Source organism: Methylocella sp., assembly GCA_037200525.1.
GTDB lineage: Bacteria > Pseudomonadota > Alphaproteobacteria > Rhizobiales > Beijerinckiaceae > Methylocapsa.
The window spans coordinates 4501599-4518829 of sequence record JBBCGG010000001.1 but is presented as its reverse complement, the minus strand read 5'-3'; the positions used below and the strand labels follow the sequence as shown (position 1 = coordinate 4518829).

Here is a 17231-nt window from a genome sequence, read left to right as displayed (position 1 = left end):
GTTGCTTTCCGGTCAGTCGGCGTCGCACATGCGGCCGTAAGTGACGCCAAGATCCTTCATGATCATCGCAAGCAGCGTACTAGTGCGCTTGTCGTAAGCCTCCTCCAGACATTTGGCGTCCCCCTCGCAGGCGTCGCGCGTTTGCGCGATCCATTGCGCCTGATCATGACGCAGATTGTCGCGAAACTCGCGGTAGGCCATGCCGGCGAACGCGGGATTGACCGTCTCGAGGATCTGGTAATAGGCCGACAGCTTGACGTCCTTGGCGCCGAGGGACGGAGCCTGACAGATGGCGGCTTCGGTCGGACTCTCCGCTTTGGCGCAATCAAAGCTCGCAACCTGAGCGGAAGCCGCAGCGCCCGAGCCAATCAGCCAGGCTGAAACGCAAAATATCCGTAACGCGCGCATGGGAAGTCGCCTCAAGAGGGTAAATGACCGGTCGAAATTGAGAAGATGCAGACAATCCCCTCGGATAGCAACGGACGCAAGGGGTCTGGGGCGAATGTTGCGCGCATTCATCATCGGTTTAAATCAGCGCTATAAAATTCAGCCTGACGCAAGGCTCGCCAGCTAAAGATCTCCGTCAGGTTGTCGGCGGCATGAGGTGAGCCTTGGCGTTTCTAATCGGCATGATCGTCGCGCTCGGATGCATGCTTGGCGGATTTTCCGCGATGGGAGGGCATATAGCGGTTATTTTTCAACCCTATGAATTCATCATCATACTCGGCGTTTCGCTTGGAACGTTCATTATCGCGAACTCGCTGACGACGATCAAGGATACTGGCGGCGCCATCGTAGAGGCGGTCCTTGGCCGCGGACCGACCCAGCGCGACTACCTCGATGTTCTCGGCGTCCTCTACACCTTGATGCGCGAATTGCGCGGCAAGGCGAGGAGCGAGGTCGAGCAGCACGTCGACAATCCTAATGAGTCGACCATCTTCAAGAACTTTCCCAAGGTATTGGCCGATCTCGAGCTGACGAGCTTCATTTGCGATTATTGCCGGCTGATCATTATCGGCAATGCGCGGACGCATGAGATAGAGGCTCTGATGGATGAAGAAATCCAGACGGTTTCCGTCTTTGTTATCTTGCGTGCTTGCAGTGAAGGAGCGAAACGCAGTTCGATGTCGCGGCTTTTTTTGCCAGATGACGAGGGCGTCGGTCAGCCGTTCCGGCGAATCCTCATCAGGCGGATTGAGGTCGGCGTCAAAATATCCGCGAGGAGCCGTATCCGGGCGCCTTGTTCGGACCGATCATAAAGCTGACATTCGATTATAAACGCGTTGTGGCGGTTGAGGATGTTACCGGATCGCGGGCGTGGTCGGAGCCGCCGCATCGATCGCCGCCCGCCGCCATTCGCGGTCTCGATTACACAATAGGTGAATTCAAGCCTCGCTTCACCTTGTCATGGCGATCGACCTTGGCGGCTTGGACAAACAGGTCGCGTATGGCGATATCTTGGCGCACTGGGTCGTCCAAAGCAGAGCTAATTGGCTAGAGCGAACTTCGGTGAAGACGCAAACTCTTCTGATTGGATGACGCCTCGAAGCGCGCCATAGAGCGCATGGTCAATCTAATGTGAGGCGATGAGGCTTTAGGCGACAGATCTTCGCCGCCGCACAATGGAGTCTCACACGACGCTAGCGCATTTGAACGAAATTTAGATGCAAGTTTTGTTGATATAATGCCGCCGTCAGGACGGTGGCGATATCGTCGCGAGGGGAAGCGAGCGTTGACGCGATAGACTAGACACTTATAGTAGCGTTCGAAATGACGCCGGATCAAACCGGATCAAAGGGGCAAGAGCATGGACAAACTCGCAGGCAAAGTCGCGGTCGTGACGGGATCGTCGAAGGGCATCGGAGCGGCCATTACAAAAGCATTGGCGGCGGAGGGCGCTGCTGTTGCGGTGAACTACGCCTCTAGTAAGGAAGGCGCTGACCGTGTGGTCGCCGAGATTGCGGGTAAGGGCGGCAAAGCAATCGCGGTGCAGGGCGATGTTGCGAAGGCCGCCGATGTGCTGCGGATCTTTGCGGAATCGAAGAAGGCGTTTGGACGCCTGGACATATTGGTAAACAACGCAGGCGTCTATAAGTTTGCGGCGCTCGAAGCGGTTACGGAAGAGGAGTTCCATCGCCAATTCAACACCAATGTCCTCGGGCTCATTCTGGCCACGCAGGAGGCGGTGAAGCAGTTCGGCCCCGAGGGCGGCAGCGTCATTAACATCGGCTCGACCGCGAGCCAGGTAAATTTCCCGGAGACGGTCGTCTACACCGCGACCAAGAGTGCGGTTGACGCTGTGACGCATGTGCTCGCCAAAGAACTGGGGCCGCGCAAGATCCGCGTGAATTCGATCAATCCGGGCGGCGTAGAGACCGAGGGCGTCCATACGCTGGGGATTATGGGAACCGATTTCGAAAAGCAGATGGTCGCGCAGACGCCGCTGGGGCGCCTAGGCCAGCCGACAGACATAGCGCCCATCGCAGTCTTTTTGGCCTCGGAAGACTCGGGTTGGCTGACCGGCGAGACGCTGCTGGTCTCGGGCGGCATGCGGTAAGGACGCTAGCCTGGCGGGTATGGCTTAGCGGCGGAGGAGCGCGGACAGAAGCGACGAGCGTTCTCCGCCGTGCGGAGTTTGGATAAACGGCGCCCTCGATGCGGAATATGCTCCCGGAGGATCAGGTTCACCTGATCGCGAAGGCGCTTGCGGATCGACGACGCTACGAGGTCCTGAAGCAGCTCTGCGAGTGCGGGGTGATCTTGGCGTGCGGAACAGTCCGCGATTGCATGGCGATCAGCCCAGCGACGTTCTCCCACCATATGAAGGAGTTGGCGGCGGCGGGCTTGGTCGAGAGGTCCACACGGACGCCAAATTCGTCAGTTTAGGGGCTGCGGCGCGAGGCGCTGGAGGCATCTCTCGACGGTCTTAAGCCGGATTTGCTCTAGTAGGCTTTTTGGCACGATCCGATCAGAATAGCCCGCAGCTCAAAGCGCGCGCCCATATGGTTTCCACTGGCGTCCGCCGAGACCGTACATTCTGGGATAAGCTGCGGTGCTTCGCACCCATTCGACCCGTGGTTCGACCTTCGCCAAGGCGACATAGCCCCAATGATCGCGGCATATGCTTCTCGGCGTTTACCGGCGATAATCGTAAAGAGAATTGTCGCCGCGCCTTGAAGGAAAAATCATGACCTTAATGCGTCAAGTCTATTTTGATGGCCCAGGCGGACCGGAGGTCATCCGCATCGGGGAAGCGCAAATGCCGAGGCCTGGTCGAGGCCAAGCATTGATTGAGGTCGCCGCCGCCGGGGTCAACCGGCCAGATTGCTTGCAGCGCGCGGGCGTATATCCGCCGCCGCCGGGCGAATCCGACATTCCGGGACTGGAGATCGCCGGGCGAGTCATCGAGTTAGGGGCGGGCGTGACCGCGCTGCGCGAGGGCGACGAGATATGCGCGCTCGTCGGCTCGGGCGGCTATGCCGAATACGCCCTGGCCGAAGCGCTGCTGTGTTTGCCGCTTCCCAAAGCTCTGAGCGTCATCGAAGCGGCTGGCGTCCCAGAAACCTTTTTCACCGTCCACGACAATGTGTTTACGCGCGGGGCCCTCAAAGCGGGCGAGACTTTGCTCGTCCATGGAGGCTCGAGCGGGATCGGCTCGACGGCGATTCAGCTTGCCAAACAATTCGGCGCGACCGTAATCGTCACGGCTGGCTCGGACGACAAATGCGCTTTCTGCAGGACGCTGGGCGCCGATCTCGCCATCAATTACAAAAGCCACGACTTCGTCGCAGAGATTGCGCGGTTCACCGGCAAGCGTGGCGTCGATGTCATTCTCGACATGGTCGCTGGTTCCTATTTTCCCAAAAACATATCAATTCTAGCTGTCGAGGGGCGGCTGGTGCAGATTGCCGTGCTAGAGTCGGGCAAGATCGAAAACTTCGATCTGCGGCGGATCATGGTCCGCCGGCTGACCGTAACCGGGTCAACCCTGCGGCCGCGAACTGTGGAGCAGAAAGCGGAGGTCGCCGCGGCCTTGCGCGAAAAAGTCTGGCCGTTGCTTGATAGCGGCGCAGTAAAACCGATCATCCACGCCACTTTCCCGTTGGAGGATGCGAGGCAGGCGCATGAAATGATGGAATCATCTTCCCATCTTGGCAAAATCGTGCTCGTGACGGGGAAATAACAGAGCCCGCGATTGGCTCACAAGGCTCATAAGGGAACGACCATGGACGTGATCATCTATCATAACGTCGCCTGCCGCACGTCGCGAACCACCCTTGGCCTTATTCGCAACGCGGGCGTCGAGCCGCATATCATCGAATATCTCAAGACTCCGCCGACGCGGCTGATGCTGCGCCAGCTCGCGACGCGCACGGGGGAGCCGCTGCGCCATCTTTTGCGCAGCAAGGAAGCGGTTTTCCGCGATCGTGGCCTTGATGACCCGGCTCTGTCCGATGACGCCCTGCTGGACGCCATCGAAGCGCATCCGATCCTGCTCAATCGGCCGATTGTGGTCAGTCCGAAGGGCGTAAGACTATGCCGTCCGGCCGAGCTTGTGCTTGAACTCTTGCCGCCGCAGCAAGGCGAGTTCTTTGGAGAGGACGGCGAGCGCATCATTGACGAGCGCGGCCGACAAGTCGCAACGGCCTGAGGCTTGCGGCTCTCCGGAGCGCCGGTAGCTTGACCCGTCGCCGAAACTCCTCTAACCAAGCCCTCTTGCTGCGTCCCTTGGGCGCGGCGGATTCTTGCGACGGGTTAGTTCCGTCGAAAACGCACCCGCGGCGCCTCCTTCCTAAGACATCGGGTCGCTATGGCTTTACGCCATTGACGGCTTTTTGTTGAAGTTGGCGCCTGTCGGCTCGGCCCCATTTGGGGCTGGGCAGAGGAGGGCGCGTTCCTCCCCCCAAAGCTGGCGGGAGGACGCGGTTTTGCGCGAGCGCTACGCCTCCAGGCGTCGGCGCCTTGCTTCCGCGTCCTCTTCCCCGCGCAATTTTTTAGAGGATACGCGATGACAAAACGCTTGGAAGCCAAGTATAAAATCGACCGCCGCCTAGGCCAGAATATCTGGGGCCGTCCGAAGAGTCCGGTCAACCGGCGCGAATATGGGCCCGGCCAACATGGTCAGCGGCGCAAAGGCAAGCTCTCCGATTACGGCACGCAGCTCAAGGCCAAGCAGAAGCTGAAAGGCTATTACGGCAATATTTCGGAAAGGCAGTTCCGTAAATATTACGCCGAAGCCATTCGCTTGAGGGGCGATTCCGGCGCCCATCTGATCGGGCTTTTGGAGCGTCGCCTCGATGCTGTCGTCTATCGCGCCAAGTTCGTGCCGACGGTTTTCGCCTCGCGCCAATTCATCAACCACGGCCATGTCAAGGTCAACGGCAAACGCGTCAATATCGCGTCCTACCTGGTGAAGGTCGGCGACGTGATCGAGGTGAAGGAATCCTCGCGCGAAATGATCCTCGTCCTCGAGGCTAAAAATCTCGCCGAGCGCGATGTGCCTGATTATTATGAGGTGGATCATAACAAGATGACCGCCAAAATCACTCGGATTCCTGCGCCGGCGGATGTGCCCTATCCGGTCATCATGGAGCCCAATCTGGTGATCGAGTTTTACTCGCGTTGAAACTTCGCGCGCCGCGCCGACCCGAGTTGGGAGCGCGGGCTTAGAAATTGCATCTCCACGGTATGGGTTTCTGCGCCCACCCGTCAGAATCGGAACCAGACAGTTACAACTGTCTGGTTTTTTTATGGGTCGCCTCGGCGGCGACCGGGTCTTTTTCCGCCCGAGGCGACTTGTAGTCTTAGGCCGTGGTGACGAATTCGGCGTTTGGGGGATTCTCGCGAGGATCTTTCCATGATTCAAGGCTGATTTTTGGAGATCAGCCTTGATGATTCGGGATGTCGATGCGCTGCGAGACGATCAATGGGAGCGGCTTTGTGATCTTGTGCCAGGCGGAAGAGCCGGCCAGCGCGTGCCGCGCTGCGACAATCGACGCTTCGTCGACGCGCTGTTATGGATGGCCCGCTCGGGCGGCCGCTGGCGCGATCTGCCCGAACGCTTCGGCGACCATCAGGCGGTGAAACGCCGCTACTATCGCTGGATCGAGCGCGGCGCCTTGGACGGATTTCTTGAGGCATTCACCGCCGAGGCCGATCTCGAATGGCTGATGATCGACTCAACAATCGTGCGCGCCCATCAGCACGCGGCCGGCGCAAGGATCGCCAAAGGGGGGCGGATGCCCAAGGCCTGGGCCGCTCTCGCGGTGGTTTGAGCACCAAAATCCACGCCGCGACAGACGCGCTCGGCAACCCCGTTCGGCTCCTTCTCGGACCTGGGCAGCGCAACGACATCACAAAAGCGCACGCCCTGATCGAAGGCTTTGCGGCCGATGCGATCATCGCCGATAAAGGTTATGACGCCAATCACTTGCGCAAGGCTGTTCTTATGCGTGAGGCTGAGCCGGTGATCCCATCAAAATCCAATCGCCGCGCGCCGCTCCCCTACGACAAGGCGCTCTACAAGGAGCGCAATCTCGTCGAGCGTTTCTTCAATAAACTGAAGCAGTTCCGGCGCGTCGCAACCCGATACGACAAGCTCCTCGCAAACTACCGAGGCTTCGTATTGCTCGCCGCTATTGCTATCATGCTCAGGTAATTCGTCACTACTGCCTAGTATAGTTTCCATTTATTTATTGATTTTAGTCTTGCAAAGTCTCCAGATGTACACAACTATATTTGCACCGAGGCTAAGCGCATTCTTTAAATTATTATAGATATAAAACATCTTTCTTGCAAACAACGCCATTGTCATTTTAAATAGTTATCCGTCCTGAGAACGAGGAGGATAGTATGTGTGACATTAGAATAGAAAGATTTAGAATAAATAAAATATTGAATCAGGCGATTGAAGATGGCTTCGGTCATTGGGCGATGAAGTCCGATGAATTGGTCCACCACTGCTTTCTTGCGCTGCAATATTATTATCATGGCCTATGCGTCGACGAATGCTTGCGCGTCAAGGCGGAGGAGTTCGTCGACTCTTATCTCGCGAGCCGTAAAACGGACGAGGCGGCGGCGACCCTGCGCCGCTCAAAGGCCGCCTGAACCACAACTCTTCGTCAGCGCCGACAAACGGAAGCTCACATGGCCGAGCACCAAAGACCCGCACCGGATATCGCCGCCATTCATGCCGACGCGCCCGCGGAGCACCTGTTTTTCGCCCAATATCGTCATTGGATGGCGGGATACGCGACGCGAGACATGTTCTTTTGGGATTGCGCCTGGGATGCTCTATTGCGCTTCCTCCCGCCAGAATCCGCAAAGGCGCTTTATAGCGAATTTCATCTTTTTACGCGGATTTTGAACCAGCGGACGCAACGCGCGATTGGTTGGCGCCCCGATGTTTGCCGCTGCCTGTGTCACGATGAGTATTGCGTGTTGAAGCTCGTGACGGCGTCCCAGCGGAGCGATGCCGAAAGGGAGTTCTTGGCCGCAGTGGAGATGCTTGGAATAAACGAAGCTCCCGCCCTGTTGAACGCCAGCCGGTCGCTCGCCCAGGCTCTCGAGGCAAGAAATTTCCTGCTGACGCCGGTCGCGCGTTTGTCGAAACTGACGGTTGCGCCTTGCGTTCCGCATACCGTCACTTTGCATTAATTCAACCGGCTTGCGCCTCGGCCTGACTGGTCAGCTCCAGCCATTCTTCCTCAGCCAGAGTCAGCGCCTTCTCCAATTCGCCGCGCTGCGCGGAGAGCTGGGCGGCTTTCGCCTGATCCTTGGCGAAAGTCGCGGGATTGGCGAGAGCCTTGTCGATGCGCTCGACCAGATCCTGGAACTTGCGCATCTTTTCCTCGATCGCCCAGATCCGCTTCTTCAGAGGCGCGGAGTCCTTGCGTCCTTGGCCGTTCTCGCGCGCCGCCGCGCGCTCGGCCTCGACGGCGCGGTCTTTTTTGGCCGCCTTGCCGTTGCCGCCGCCGGCGTGATCGAGAACGTATTTTTTGTAATCATCCATATCGCCTTCGAAGGCCTTGACCGTGCCGTCCTCGACAAGCCAAAGACGGTCGGCGCAAGCCTCCAGCAAATGCCGGTCGTGCGAGACAAGAATGATCGCGCCTTCATATTCATCGATGGCCTCGATCAATGCGGCCCTGCTGTCGATGTCGAGATGGTTCGTCGGCTCGTCGAGAATCATGAGATGAGGGCCGTGGAAGCTCGCAAGCCCCATGAGCAGGCGCGCTTTTTCGCCGCCCGATAATTGCGCGATTCTTGTGTCGGCTTTTATATTTGGGAAGCCGAACTGGGCGCATTTGCCCCGGATCTTCGCTTCGTTCGCATCGCGCATGAGTTCCGCGACGCATTGGTAGGGCGTCGCTTTTTCGTCGAGATCGTCGACTTGATGTTGGGCGAAAAATCCCACTTCCATCTTTGAAGATCGCCGCACCGCGCCCCCCTGCGCCGTGAGGCGTCCGGCGACCAGTTTGGCGAAGGTCGATTTGCCATTGCCGTTCGAGCCGAGGAGACCGATGCGATCATCGTCCGAAATATTCAGCGAGAGCCGCTTCAACACCGGCTTCTCGCCATAGCCGATGCTCGCGTCGTCCATCGCGACGATCGGCGGGCTCAGGGGCTTGGCGGGCGAGGGCAGATGGAACGGCAGGATGTGGCCGTCGACGATGGCGGAGATGGGCTCCATCTTGGCGAGCATTTTGAGGCGCGACTGCGCTTGCGCCGCTTTTGTCGCTTTGGCGCGGAAACGGTCGACGAATGACTGCAGGTGCTTGCGCTGATCGTCCTGCTTTTTCTTGTGCTTCACCAATATGGCTTGCTGCTCGCGTCGCTGCCGCTCAAAGCTGGAATAATTGCCGCGCCAAAGGGTGAGCTTGGACTGATCAAGATGCAGGATGTGATCGGAGACCGCATCGAGCAGATCGCGATCATGGCTAATGACGAAGATGGTCGCCGGATAGCGCTGCAAATAATCAATCAGCCACAGCGTGCCCTCGAGATCGAGATAGTTGGTTGGCTCATCGAGCAGAAGCAGGTCGGGCCCGGAAAACAGCACCGCAGCAAGCGCGACGCGCATTCGCCAACCGCCGGAAAATTCCGAGAGCGACCGGTTCTGCGCCGCCTCGTCAAAGCCAAGACCGGATAGGATGCCTGCGGCGCGCGAGGGCGCGGCGTGCGCGCCGATGTCAACCAGCCGCATCTGAATGTCAGCGATGCGGGCGGGGTCGGTTGCGGTCTCGCTCTCCCGGATCAGCGCGGCCCGCTCAAGGTCCGCCTCAAGAACGAAATCGATCAATTTTTGAGGTCCGCCCGGCGCCTCCTGCTCGACGCGGCCAAGGCGCATCTGGCGCGGGTAGGAGACCGTGCCCGATTCAGGCGCAAGCTCGCCGGAGATTATGCGGAAGAGCGTCGTCTTGCCGGCGCCATTGCGTCCGACGAAGCCGACCCGCGAATTGTCCGGCAGGGCGGCCGTAGCTTTGTCGAAAAGGACCCGGGGCCCGAGCCTGATCGTAATATCGTTGATATGGAGCATGAGGGCTTGTCGCTTGCCTTGTGCTGCATTGCAAGAGACGCCGCGCTCGGAAACGGCAGAAAATCAAGCCGATTGTGCCCCGCACCATTCTTATGCCGCGACGCAATGCCGCGTGGAGCAAGGGAAGCTCAGCGCGTACGCTGATCACATCAGTTAGAAGAATTCTAACCCGTCCGCTTTGCGCAATTCTAGCAGAGGCATATTGTGGACATTGTGCGTTTCCATAGTATCGACCCTCAAACGCGAGGCCGTCGATGGTACTGTTTTGCCGCCTAAGCCTCAATCATAGGCATAGGCTATGGTTTCGATCTATATAATCAATTAGATATCCGGCATATGTCTTTGTATTTCTTGGATCTCAGTCGGATAGGCTGTTAAAGGAGAGTATAAATGGCTGGAATTGGATCGAAAATCCCGAGCTTCTCTGTCACCGGCGTCAAGCCCGGCTTCGAGCATCATGAAGAAAACGGCGTAAGCGCTTTCGAGACGCTCACCGAAAATAGCTTTCCTGGCAAGTGGAAGGTCATTTTCTTCTATCCCAAAGATTTCACCTTCGTTTGCCCGACCGAGATCGCCGAATTCGCCCGGCTGAGCAGCGAATTCGAGGATCGCGACGCCGTCGTGCTTGGCGGCTCGACCGACAATGAATTCGTCAAGCTCGCTTGGCGCCGCGACCACAAGGATCTCGCCAAGCTTCCGATCTGGCAGTTTGGCGACACCAACGGCTCCCTGATCGATGGTCTTGGCGTTAGGTCCCCCGATGGGGTCGCTTATCGCTATACGTTCATCGTCGACCCGGACAACGTCATTCAGCACATCTATGCCAACAATCTCAACGTCGGCCGCGCTCCGAAAGATACGCTGCGCGTTCTCGACGCCTTGCAGACGGATGAATTGTGCCCCTGCAACCGTGAAGTTGGCGGCGACGTCCTCAAGGCCGCGTGAGTTCTCCATGTCGATCGATAGTTTGAAAGCCAAGCTGCCCGATTTCGCCAAGGATGTGCGGCTGAACCTCGGCTCGCTCGCCAATGACGAGAGTCTGGGAACACAGGCCAAATATGGCCTGCTTCTCGCCTGCGCGCTCGCCACGCGGAACGCCGAAGTCGTCGAGGCCTTCGATCGCGAGGCGACGCCGCATCTCTCGCCGGAAGCCCGCGACGCTGCGCGCGCGGCGGCGACCATCATGGCGATGAACAATGTCTATTATCGCTTTGTTCATCTAACCTCGAATCCGACATACCGGACGCTGCCGGCCAAACTCCGCATGTCGGTGATCGGCAATCCCGGCGTCCCAAAGGTCGATTTCGAGCTTTGGTGCCTGGCGGTGTCAGCCATTAACGGCTGCGGCGCCTGCATTGATGCGCATGAAAAGGTCTTGATGGAGGCTGGCGTCACCGAGGAAGCCATTCAGACGGCGGTGCGTTTTGCCGCCATCGTGCAGTCGACGGCCGTCGCGCTTGAGGCGGCGGCGCTCCCCGCCCTCGCTTAAAAAAATAGGATCATCCCGGAGGCTTGTGCAGAGCCTCCGGAATGCACGCTCGGATGAGTTTCGTCAACGCTTCGATCGCCGCGCGGCGCGGATGAGTCGGCCGCGAAATCATGCGAATCAATCGCGACGTATGTGGCCCGCGCAGCCGGCGCGAGATCAGGTCGCCCGGCAACGGATGCTCATCGAGAAGCGCCAGGCCCGGCATCAAGGTGATTCCATAACCGGCGGCGGCCATATGCAGCAAAGTTTGGAGACTCGTCGCGCGCATATCGGCCATGCCGTCTTCGCGCAGATTGGCATGCTGGCATAATTCGAGCGCCTGATCGCGCAGGCAATGCCCGTCGGCCAGCAGCAGAAGCTGATGCGGATCGATTTCGTCGGCATCGACGACAGCAACCTCGCGCAAGGGATGATCGTTCGGCAGAACCAGAAAAAACGGTTCGTCGAACAGCGGCGCAATGTCGAGCGCATCGTTTTCCGGGTCTGAGGCGATGATGGCGGCGTCGAGCTGGCCTTGCAGCACGGGTTCGATCAGCCGGTCGGTCAGATCCTCGACCAGGGCCAGCGGCGTCAGCGGCATCGCGCGCCGCGCCTCTGGCAGAACGAATGGCATGAGATAGGGCGCTAGCGTCGGAATGACGCCAACGCGCAGCGGCCCGAGCATGGGATCGCGACTCGCCTTGGCGCAGATAAGGATATCATCGGCCGCCGCCACCGCGCGTCGCGCGTGAGCCAAAATCATTTCGCCCGCAGCGGTCGTCGTCAGGGATTTCCCGACCCGCTCGAAAATCGCGACGCCGAGTTCTTCCTCCAATTTCAGAATCTGTCCGCTGAGGGTCGGCTGGCTCACGTGGCACGCCGTAGCGGCGCGGCCGAAATGTTTGAGATCGGCAACTTTGATGATGTAACGAAGATCGCGCAAATTCATAGCATAGCAATATCAAGCCTGTTCAAGGAAGCAATCGGCGCTCTACATTAAGGGATTGAGGCGTGAGCGTCGCGGCGGCTTGCCCGCCCGCGTCGAGGCCTCTATAAGCGGCGCACCTCTAGCAATTTCGCATTGAAGGATGACCGCGCCATGGCGATCGAACGCACTTTCTCAATTCTCAAGCCGGACGCAACGCGGCGCAATCTCACCGGCGCGATCAACGCCCTGATCGAGAAGGCTGGCCTGCGCATTGTTGCGCAAAAGCGGGTTCGCATCACGCGCGCCCAGGCTGAAACTTTTTATGCCGTGCACAGCGCGCGTCCGTTCTTCGGCGAGCTCGTCGAGACGATGATCAGCGGCCCCGTCGTCGTGCAGGTGCTTGAAGGCGAAGACGCCATTAAGAAATATCGCGATGTGCTGGGGGCGACGGACCCCGCCAAAGCCGCTCCCGGCACGATCCGCAAGGAATTCGCGCTTTCGGTGGGCGAGAATTCGGGACACGGCTCCGATGCGTCGGAGACCGCGGCGATCGAGATCGCGCAATGGTTTTCCGGCAACGAAATCGTCGGTTAAGGAACTCGCTTGGACGCGGCGCATATTTGCGCCGCGACAATTCTGAACGGATACGCGAAGATATATCTGTAACGCTTTGGTCTTCACCTGAAACTCCGCTTCTTAACGCGGCCTCTCAGGTAACAAGATCGGGCAGAAACTACTCGCCAAGCAGCCGGTCGAGGATGCTTTCCTCGAGCTTCGCCAGCTCCGCCGATCCGCGCCGACGCGGGCGCGGCAGATCTACGATAAGGTCGAGCGAGATGCGGCCGTCCTCGATCATCAAAACGCGATCCGCCAGAGTCAGAGCCTCCATCACGTCATGCGTGACGAGGATGGCGGTGAAACTGTCGCGCAGCCAGATCCGCTCCAAAAGACGCTGCATCTCGATCCGCGTCAGCGCGTCGAGCGCGCCAAGCGGTTCATCGAAAGCCAGCAGGCGCGGCCGGCTGATCAGCGCGCGGGCCAGCGCCACGCGTTGTTTTTGGCCGCCGGACAGCACCGAAGGCCACTCGTCCGCGCGCTCTGCGAGGCCAACGGCCTTAAGCGTTTCAAGCACACGTTGACGCGTCTGCGGCGAGCTGCTGGCCGCGCCAAGCCCAATCTCGACATTGGCCGCGATGCGCGCCCAAGGCAGCAGCCGCGGCTCTTGAAACATGACGCGCACGAGGCTTTGGCTGGTATCTGCCGCAGACCCGTCATCAAAGCGCAACCGCCCTTCGCTCGGCTCGTCGAGGCCGGCGATGAGGCGAAGCAAAGTGCTCTTGCCGCTGCCGCTGCGCCCGACGATGGCGATGAATTGACCGGCCGGCACATCGAGATCGAGGCTGCGCAGGACTTGCGTCGCGCCAAAGCTTTTACCAAGGCCGCGAACGGTCAACGACGCTCCGCCAAAGGATCCTTCGGCCGCTATCGCGCGATCTGGAGAGAGGATAGGCGATGACAAAGCGATCTCAGTCCTGGAAAGCCGGGTGCCAGGCGAGGCATCTCGTTTCAATGAGGCGAGCCGTCGAATCCGCGAGCTTGCCCAGCGCCGCATAGATCAGGATCGAAAAGACGACGATATCGGTCTGCATGAACTCGCGCGCCTGCATCGCCATATAGCCGATGCCAGATTGCGCGGCGATGGTTTCGGCGACGATCAAGGTTAGCCACATGATGCCCAGACCATAACGGAGGCCAACGAGGATCGAGGGCAGGGCGCCGGGAAAAATGACTCGGCGCAGCAGCGCGGGCGTCGTCAGGCCATAGTTGCGGCCCATTTCCACGAGTTGAGGGTCAACATTGCGTATGCCGTGCAGCGTATTGATATAAATCGGGAAAAATACCCCAAGGGCGACGAGGAACAGCTTGGCTTGCTCCTCGATGCCAAACCACAGGATGACCAGAGGGATCAGCGCCAGATGGGGAATGTTGCGCGCCATCTGCAATGTCGTGTCGGTAAGTTTTTCGCTTAGTCTTGATAGACCGTTGGCGAGCCCGAAGGCGAATCCAATCCCGCCGCCAACGACAAGGCCCGCCATCGCGCGCAAAAAACTGATTCCGACGTTTTTGGCGAGCTCTCCCGAGACCGCGAGCTTCCATCCGGCCAACACCACCGCCGCCGGAGCCGGCAGAATATTATTCGCCAGAAAGCCCAATGAAGCGCTCGCCTGCCAGAACGCGAGAAGCAACGCGGGAAGCGCCCAGGCCAACGCGTTGGAACGGCGCAAGCGCGCAAAAAGCTGCGCGCTCTTTCGGGACAGAAAAAGCGGACGGGCTGCCTCGAGGGAGGAAGGCGGATAGCTCATGGTCAGCCGGCTTTCAAACTCGGAGTCCAATTCCAGACGATGTCACGCACAGTGAGCTGGTTCGGGATGAGCCCAAGCTTGTAGAAGCGATCGGCGACTGTCTGCTGGTTGGCGATGATGGCGTCGTTGAGCGGAACGATTGTCAGGCTCGAGCGCTGCTCCGCCTGGAGCAGCGCGTCGAGATCGACGCCGGTCGCCTCGTGGATCGCCTGCGCCAGTTCCGCGCGATGTCCGCGCGCCCATTCGAGTTCCTGCGCGAAAGCGTCGTTGAGTTGCGTCACGAGGTCTGGATGCGATTGCGTGAAACTCTTGCCGGCGAGGAAGAAGCCATTTGGTCGTTCTACGTCAGTATCATAGGCGATGACGCGCACCTTGCCTTTCTGGGCGAGGGCGAGGTAGGGGTCCCATACCGTCCAGGCGTCGATGCTGCCGCGCGCGAAGGCGGCGACCGCGTCGGCGGGCGGCAGGTAGACCGGATTGATGTCACGAAATGAGAGACCCGCCTTTTCGAGCGCCGCAGCCGTGGTGTTATGGGCGCTCGATGCTTTCGCGAGGCCGACCTTCTTGCCTTTCAGGTCGGCGATGGTTTGAATGCTTGAGTCTTCGTGAACAACGATCCCTTCCGCCGCATGATCAGGCAGCGCCGCGACATAGAGCAGATTGGCGCCCGCCGCCTGAGCGAAGATCGGCGGCGCGTCGCCGGTGTAGCCGAAGTCCACATTGCCCGTGGCGATACCTTCGAGGATCGGCGGCCCAAAGGCGAACTCAATCCATTTGATGGCGATATTTTGCGCTTTGAACGCGGCTTCCAAGGTTCCGCGCCGCTTTACGGCGGGAAATATGCCGGACTTTTGGTAGCCTATGCGGATTTCCGTCAGCGCCGCCGCGCTGGCTGCGTTCGCGATGGGAAGGAGGCTTGCGGCGGCGGCGCCGACCACGCTCTTTAGGAAATATCTGCGCCGCATGCTGTGATCCTCGGTCAACGCCCTGCGCACGGCGAACAAAACCCGAAGGATCGAACCCGCACCACGGATTATATTTCTGTTAGTACATAAATCTTGTCAAGTTCTTGGGTGGCTGAACCGGCAGCCGCGAAATTTACGCAGGCGGATTGCGCAATGGGGAAAGCGCGATGGCCGGCTCGTCCGAAAAGACCCGGTTCCCCTGGATGTGCAGGAGGCCGCTGGCGAGGCGTTCGAGCGCCGCGGGATAGATGAGATGTTCCTGCTCCAACACGCGGCGCCCCAGCGAATCCGGGGTGTCGGCGTCCTGCACCGCCACGGCGGCTTGCGCCACGATTGGTCCCTCGTCCATGGCGGGAACGACGAAATGAACTGTGCAGCCGTGAATTTTCACTCCGTCGGCCAAAGCGCGCGCATGAGTATCAAGACCCCGATAGGCGGGAAGGAGAGCCGGGTGGATGTTCAGCATCCGGCCTCGCCATTCGCCGATGAACCAGGGGGTCAGCAAGCGCATGAAGCCGGCGAGGCAGATATACTCGATCCGATGCAGCTCGAGCAGAGCTTGCATCGAGCGCTCGAAATCTTCGCGTCCGGCGTGAATCTTATGATCGACTGCGGCGCAGGCGATGCCGTTTTCGCGCGCAAACGCCAACCCCTGCGCTTCCGGCCGGTTTGATAGGACGAGGGCGATTTCGGCGGGGAAAGTCGGAACCCGCGCGCGCTCGACCAAGGCTTGCATGTTGGAGCCGCGCCCGGAGATCAAAACCGCCGTGCGCTTGCGCCTGAAAGTCACAGGGCTAGCCGCCCAATATAGCTCACTCGCTCGGCCTCGCTCCCTTTGACGATGCGGCCAAGCGCCACCGGTTCTTCGCCGGCGTCGCGCAGAACTTTGACGACTGCGTCGGCGCTCGCGGCGCTGGCGATCAGAATCATGCCGATGCCGCAATTGAATGTGCGCAGCATCTCCGCCTCGCGGACCCCGCCTGTGGCGGCGAGCCAGCTGAACACAGATGGAACTGGGATGGCGGAGAGATCGATTTCCGCGCAAACGTCCGGCGGCAAGACGCGCGGCGCGTTCTCGGGAAATCCGCCTCCGGTGACATGCGCCAAAGCTTTGACGCCATCGCCCGCGGCCAGAACGGCAAGAACCGGCTTCACGTAAATCCGGGTTGGCGTCATTAGCGCCTCGCCAAGGCTCTTGCCTTGCGTAAAGGGCGCCGCCGCGCCCCAGTGGAGGGAGCTGATCTCGACAATTTTGCGGACCAGCGAAAATCCGTTCGAATGCACGCCGGAGGATCGCAATCCAATCAGGCGATCGCCCTCGATGACGTCGGCTCGCGGCAGCACTTTGTCGCGCTCTACGGCGCCGACGGCAAAGCCGGCGAGATCATAATCGGCGCCGGCATAAAGGCCCGGCATTTGGGCGGTTTCGCCGCCGATCAAGGCCGCGCCGGCCTCGATGCAGCCTCGCGCAATGCCTTTGACGACCGTGGCGGCCACGGCGCCGTCCAACTTGCCGCTGGCGTAATAATCGAGGAAAAACAGCGGCTCGGCGCCTTGCACGATGAGATCGTTGACGCACATGGCGACGAGATCGATGCCGATCGTATCGTGAATGCCGGTCTCGACGGCAATCCTGACTTTGGTTCCGACCCCATCATTGGCGGCGACGAGAATGGGATCGACGAAACCCGCCGCTTTGAGGTCGAATAATCCGCCAAAGCCGCCGATTTCGGCGTCGGCTCCGCGCCGCCGCGTCGCGCGCACAAGCGGCTTGATGCTTTCGACCAAGGCGTTGCTGACGTCGATGTCAACGCCCGCATCGGCGTAGGTGAGGCTGCTCTTTTCGGTCATGTTTGTCCCAGCAATAAGACGCCAGGGCTAGCGCCTCTCGCGCGGCAAAGCAAGATCTGCGGCCGGATCGCAGCATCGACGTCAGTTTTTGTCCTGCTGTTTCGCCCTGCGCCTCCGA

The 17231-nt window shown here is 59.7% G+C and carries 18 protein-coding genes and 2 pseudogenes; 12 read left to right on the top strand and 8 right to left on the bottom strand.

All coding sequences use genetic code 11. The features are described from left to right. Positions 1-12: 12 nt before the first annotated feature. Positions 13-408: a lysozyme inhibitor LprI family protein gene (locus WDN46_22240; protein MEJ0096028.1), complete on the bottom strand. Its 396-nt coding sequence runs from the start codon at positions 406-408 to the stop codon at positions 13-15. Between the two features lie 203 nt (positions 409-611). Between WDN46_22240 and WDN46_22235 the strand changes: the two are divergent. From WDN46_22235 to WDN46_22195, 9 genes and pseudogenes are all read left to right on the top strand, one after another. Beyond that, positions 612-1076 (top strand): annotated as a pseudogene (locus tag WDN46_22235) (motility-associated protein). A 731-nt stretch (positions 1077-1807) separates the two neighbouring features. Continuing rightward, positions 1808-2557, top strand: a complete 750-nt coding sequence (locus tag WDN46_22230; protein ID MEJ0096027.1) for a glucose 1-dehydrogenase — start codon at positions 1808-1810, stop codon at positions 2555-2557. 98 nt (positions 2558-2655) lie between these two features. Continuing rightward, complete coding sequence (locus tag WDN46_22225) at positions 2656-2886, top strand: helix-turn-helix domain-containing protein (GenBank protein MEJ0096026.1); 231 nt, start codon at positions 2656-2658, stop codon at positions 2884-2886. A gap of 301 nt (positions 2887-3187) precedes the next feature. Next, a complete protein-coding gene (locus WDN46_22220) occupies positions 3188-4183 on the top strand; it encodes an NAD(P)H-quinone oxidoreductase (GenBank protein ID MEJ0096025.1) in 996 nt (331 codons plus the stop codon). 42 nt (positions 4184-4225) lie between these two features. Further along, positions 4226-4651 carry an arsenate reductase (glutaredoxin) gene (arsC, locus tag WDN46_22215; GenBank protein MEJ0096024.1) on the top strand — a complete coding sequence of 142 codons (426 nt, stop codon included), beginning with the start codon at positions 4226-4228 and terminating at the stop codon, positions 4649-4651. A gap of 357 nt (positions 4652-5008) precedes the next feature. Then, positions 5009-5626, top strand: a complete 618-nt coding sequence (gene rpsD / locus WDN46_22210; GenBank protein MEJ0096023.1) for a 30S ribosomal protein S4 — start codon at positions 5009-5011, stop codon at positions 5624-5626. Positions 5627-5891: 265 nt separating this feature from the next. Next, positions 5892-6658, top strand: a pseudogene (locus WDN46_22205) (IS5 family transposase). Positions 6659-6852: 194 nt separating this feature from the next. Next, the gene (locus WDN46_22200; protein MEJ0096022.1) at positions 6853-7107 is read left to right on the top strand and encodes a hypothetical protein; all 255 of its coding nucleotides are present in this window, start codon (positions 6853-6855) and stop codon (positions 7105-7107) included. 39 nt (positions 7108-7146) lie between these two features. After that, complete coding sequence (locus WDN46_22195) at positions 7147-7656, top strand: hypothetical protein (GenBank protein ID MEJ0096021.1); 510 nt, start codon at positions 7147-7149, stop codon at positions 7654-7656. Between the two features lies 1 nt (position 7657). Here WDN46_22195 and WDN46_22190 read toward each other — a convergent pair whose 3' ends face one another. After that, positions 7658-9538: an ABC-F family ATP-binding cassette domain-containing protein gene (locus WDN46_22190; protein ID MEJ0096020.1), complete on the bottom strand. Its 1881-nt coding sequence runs from the start codon at positions 9536-9538 to the stop codon at positions 7658-7660. 390 nt (positions 9539-9928) lie between these two features. Between WDN46_22190 and WDN46_22185 the strand changes: the two genes are divergently transcribed. Both WDN46_22185 and WDN46_22180 read left to right on the top strand, forming a co-directional pair. Then, the gene (locus WDN46_22185) at positions 9929-10483 is read left to right on the top strand and encodes a peroxiredoxin (protein MEJ0096019.1); all 555 of its coding nucleotides are present in this window, start codon (positions 9929-9931) and stop codon (positions 10481-10483) included. 7 nt (positions 10484-10490) lie between these two features. After that, positions 10491-11027 carry a carboxymuconolactone decarboxylase family protein gene (locus WDN46_22180; protein MEJ0096018.1) on the top strand — a complete coding sequence of 179 codons (537 nt, stop codon included), beginning with the start codon at positions 10491-10493 and terminating at the stop codon, positions 11025-11027. 10 nt (positions 11028-11037) lie between these two features. Here the strand turns inward: WDN46_22180 and WDN46_22175 are convergent, their stop codons facing one another. Beyond that, the gene (locus WDN46_22175) at positions 11038-11955 is read right to left on the bottom strand and encodes a LysR substrate-binding domain-containing protein (GenBank protein ID MEJ0096017.1); all 918 of its coding nucleotides are present in this window, start codon (positions 11953-11955) and stop codon (positions 11038-11040) included. A gap of 150 nt (positions 11956-12105) precedes the next feature. Here WDN46_22175 and ndk point away from each other — a divergent pair, with 150 nt between their 5' ends. Beyond that, a complete protein-coding gene (ndk, locus tag WDN46_22170; GenBank protein MEJ0096016.1) occupies positions 12106-12528 on the top strand; it encodes a nucleoside-diphosphate kinase in 423 nt (140 codons plus the stop codon). Positions 12529-12667: 139 nt separating this feature from the next. Here the strand turns inward: ndk and WDN46_22165 are convergent, their stop codons facing one another. The 5 genes from WDN46_22165 to purM form a co-directional block, all read right to left on the bottom strand. Then, complete coding sequence (locus tag WDN46_22165; GenBank protein MEJ0096015.1) at positions 12668-13441, bottom strand: ATP-binding cassette domain-containing protein; 774 nt, start codon at positions 13439-13441, stop codon at positions 12668-12670. A 19-nt stretch (positions 13442-13460) separates the two neighbouring features. Then, the gene (locus WDN46_22160; GenBank protein MEJ0096014.1) at positions 13461-14297 is read right to left on the bottom strand and encodes an ABC transporter permease subunit; all 837 of its coding nucleotides are present in this window, start codon (positions 14295-14297) and stop codon (positions 13461-13463) included. A gap of 2 nt (positions 14298-14299) precedes the next feature. Continuing rightward, positions 14300-15262, bottom strand: coding sequence for an aliphatic sulfonate ABC transporter substrate-binding protein (locus tag WDN46_22155; protein ID MEJ0096013.1), 963 nt, complete (start codon positions 15260-15262; stop codon positions 14300-14302). A 133-nt stretch (positions 15263-15395) separates the two neighbouring features. Then, complete coding sequence (gene purN, locus WDN46_22150) at positions 15396-16052, bottom strand: phosphoribosylglycinamide formyltransferase (protein MEJ0096012.1); 657 nt, start codon at positions 16050-16052, stop codon at positions 15396-15398. Beyond that, positions 16049-17113: a phosphoribosylformylglycinamidine cyclo-ligase gene (gene purM, locus WDN46_22145; protein ID MEJ0096011.1), complete on the bottom strand. Its 1065-nt coding sequence runs from the start codon at positions 17111-17113 to the stop codon at positions 16049-16051. The genes purN and purM overlap by 4 nt, the downstream gene beginning before the upstream one ends. Between the last annotated feature and the right edge of the window lie 118 nt (positions 17114-17231).

Excerpts from the sequence above, each read along its gene's own strand:
- WDN46_22240 (MEJ0096028.1), bottom strand. The coding sequence starts at position 408 with ATGCGCGCGTTACGGATATTTTGCGTTTCAGCCTGGCTGATTGGCTCG.
- WDN46_22230 (MEJ0096027.1), top strand. The coding sequence starts at position 1,808 with ATGGACAAACTCGCAGGCAAAGTCGCGGTCGTGACGGGATCGTCGAAG.
- WDN46_22225 (MEJ0096026.1), top strand. The coding sequence starts at position 2,656 with ATGCGGAATATGCTCCCGGAGGATCAGGTTCACCTGATCGCGAAGGCG.
- WDN46_22220 (MEJ0096025.1), top strand. The coding sequence starts at position 3,188 with ATGACCTTAATGCGTCAAGTCTATTTTGATGGCCCAGGCGGACCGGAG.
- arsC (MEJ0096024.1), top strand. The coding sequence starts at position 4,226 with ATGGACGTGATCATCTATCATAACGTCGCCTGCCGCACGTCGCGAACC.
- rpsD (MEJ0096023.1), top strand. The coding sequence starts at position 5,009 with ATGACAAAACGCTTGGAAGCCAAGTATAAAATCGACCGCCGCCTAGGC.
- WDN46_22200 (MEJ0096022.1), top strand. The coding sequence starts at position 6,853 with ATGTGTGACATTAGAATAGAAAGATTTAGAATAAATAAAATATTGAAT.
- WDN46_22195 (MEJ0096021.1), top strand. The coding sequence starts at position 7,147 with ATGGCCGAGCACCAAAGACCCGCACCGGATATCGCCGCCATTCATGCC.
- WDN46_22190 (MEJ0096020.1), bottom strand. The coding sequence starts at position 9,538 with ATGCTCCATATCAACGATATTACGATCAGGCTCGGGCCCCGGGTCCTT.
- WDN46_22185 (MEJ0096019.1), top strand. The coding sequence starts at position 9,929 with ATGGCTGGAATTGGATCGAAAATCCCGAGCTTCTCTGTCACCGGCGTC.
- WDN46_22180 (MEJ0096018.1), top strand. The coding sequence starts at position 10,491 with ATGTCGATCGATAGTTTGAAAGCCAAGCTGCCCGATTTCGCCAAGGAT.
- WDN46_22175 (MEJ0096017.1), bottom strand. The coding sequence starts at position 11,955 with ATGAATTTGCGCGATCTTCGTTACATCATCAAAGTTGCCGATCTCAAA.
- ndk (MEJ0096016.1), top strand. The coding sequence starts at position 12,106 with ATGGCGATCGAACGCACTTTCTCAATTCTCAAGCCGGACGCAACGCGG.
- WDN46_22160 (MEJ0096014.1), bottom strand. The coding sequence starts at position 14,297 with ATGAGCTATCCGCCTTCCTCCCTCGAGGCAGCCCGTCCGCTTTTTCTG.
- WDN46_22155 (MEJ0096013.1), bottom strand. The coding sequence starts at position 15,262 with ATGCGGCGCAGATATTTCCTAAAGAGCGTGGTCGGCGCCGCCGCCGCA.
- purM (MEJ0096011.1), bottom strand. The coding sequence starts at position 17,113 with ATGACCGAAAAGAGCAGCCTCACCTACGCCGATGCGGGCGTTGACATC.